General features: G+C 47.0%; 1 protein-coding gene. It reads right to left on the bottom strand.

Translation table 11 applies throughout. From position 1 onward, the window contains the following. Nucleotides 1-58 precede the first annotated feature (58 nt). Complete coding sequence (gene ltrA / locus HMPREF9624_RS11310; RefSeq protein WP_009537857.1) at nt 59-1,342, bottom strand: group II intron reverse transcriptase/maturase; 1,284 nt, start codon at nt 1,340-1,342, stop codon at nt 59-61. Nucleotides 1,343-1,845 lie beyond the last annotated feature (503 nt).

The raw sequence follows: 1,845 nt of genomic DNA, 5'->3' as shown, positions 1-1,845 counted from the left end.
AGGGGGAATTTAATCCCCCTCTCACACCACCAGTACGTGCCGTTCGGCATACGGCGGTTCAACATAACTTCAAGGCATGACGCTTATTATAATATTCGAGACAACTTATTAGTCCTGCTTTCGCAAGCACTTCCTCAGAGATTGCTCTTACAACACACGTCTTCGTGACAACCCATTGGTAGCGGTCACCACAGTATGAGGTTAGCCTCGCAAGGTCCTTGCCTATTCCCAGTTTCTGCAAGCCCCACTGTCGCTTCTTTGGTACTTTCCACCGCTTCCAAATAATAACCCGAAGCCTTGTCCGTAAATGTGCGTCAATCGCTGTCATCGCTGTTTTCATGGAGCCAAGGGCATAATAGTTAATCCATCCTCTTGTTACCTGATTGATTTTCTCTATCTTCTCCCTTACTTTTCCAGGCGTTTTCCTACAGGTCAGTTCTTTTAGCCTGCGCTTTATTTTTACAATCGAGTCTTGGTGCGCTCTACATTTCCATTCTTTTGTCTTGCTGTCCTTGTAAAAACCGAAGCCAAGATATTTCAGCTCTAATGGTCTTGTGATGTGAGTTTTGGTCATGTTGACCTTTAGCCCAAGTTTTCTCTGTATCCAATCCGATACCGTCCGCATGACTCTTTTTGCACTCGTTTCGCTCTTGACCGCAATAACGCAGTCATCAGCATATCTCGTAAATCGTAGTCCTCTTGCTTCAAGTTCTTTGTCCAGTTCATTCAGCATGATATTTGATAGTAACGGTGACAGATTCCCTCCTTGTGGTGTTCCGAGTCTTGTTTCTTCGTAGCCTTGTGGTGTCATCACTCCTGCTTTCAGGTATTTGCGGATAAGCGACTCCGTATCTCCGTCATTTATGATGACGTGAACGAGACTCATTAGCCTGTCCTGCGGTACATTGTCGAAAAATTTCTCTAGGTCGATATCTACTATCCACTCGTAGCCCTCATTCAGATAGATAAGCAGCTGCCTGATTGCCATTTCGCAGCTACGATTCGGTCTGAAGCCATAGCTCCATTCCGAGAATAACGGCTCACACATCGGGTTTATCACCTGCACGATACCTTGCTGAATTACCCTGTCCATTACGGTCGGTATACCGAGTTTCCTCACTCCTCCGTTTTGCTTGGGTATCTCTACCCTCCTAACCGGTTGTGGCTTGTATTGTCTCTGCCTGATTTGCTCCCCGATACTTCTCCAATGCTCTTTGATATAATCTCCAAGTTCTTCAACTGTCACTCCGTCCACACCGCCTGCACCTTTGTTGGCGCAGACCCTTTTGTAGGCGGTGTTCATGTTTTCTTTTGACAGTATCTTTTCCAACAGTTCCGACATTGCCTTGTGTGCGTTCTCCTTTCCGTTCCCATGAATAAGCCTTATGTTATGCGGTATCTGCTCAATTACGTTTCGCACTTTCCGCTGTCAGGTATTTCATGGGGCATACATTTGATTACACAGTTACCTTGTTCAGCCCTTCGGTATCATCCATTTCAGAATCATACCTACTACGGCTTCTGCTGACTTCTCACAGTTCGTTGTTGCTACGGCGAGTTTCCTCGTCTGTGAGACCTCACGGGATAAGCCTGCCAGTCTTTCCTCGTCTACCTGCCTGATTTACGCCTACGGGTTACGGTTGCCTTTTGGACTTTGCTGCTTTTAGCCAGCTCATCCGCCGTAAACGCCTTAATATCAGGTTTCTGTTCGTCAGGCTACGATTTCGCTATCCCTTCTTCTCGCCTACACCTCGCGATGTAAACCTTGGGAGTCGCTATGGGGTTCGTCGGCAACTACGCCCCTTGTGGACTTGCACCACAGATTGACGGCATGCCCGTCATACT

It is taken from the genome of Oribacterium asaccharolyticum ACB7 (assembly GCF_000238075.1).
Taxonomy (GTDB): Bacteria; Bacillota; Clostridia; order Lachnospirales; family Lachnospiraceae; genus Oribacterium; species Oribacterium asaccharolyticum.
This window is presented reverse-complemented; position numbering and strand designations above follow the sequence as displayed.

What these genes read in the sequence shown, in the direction of transcription:
- ltrA (WP_009537857.1), bottom strand. Translation starts at nt 1,342, where the DNA reads ATGTCGGAACTGTTGGAAAAGATACTGTCAAAAGAAAACATGAACACC.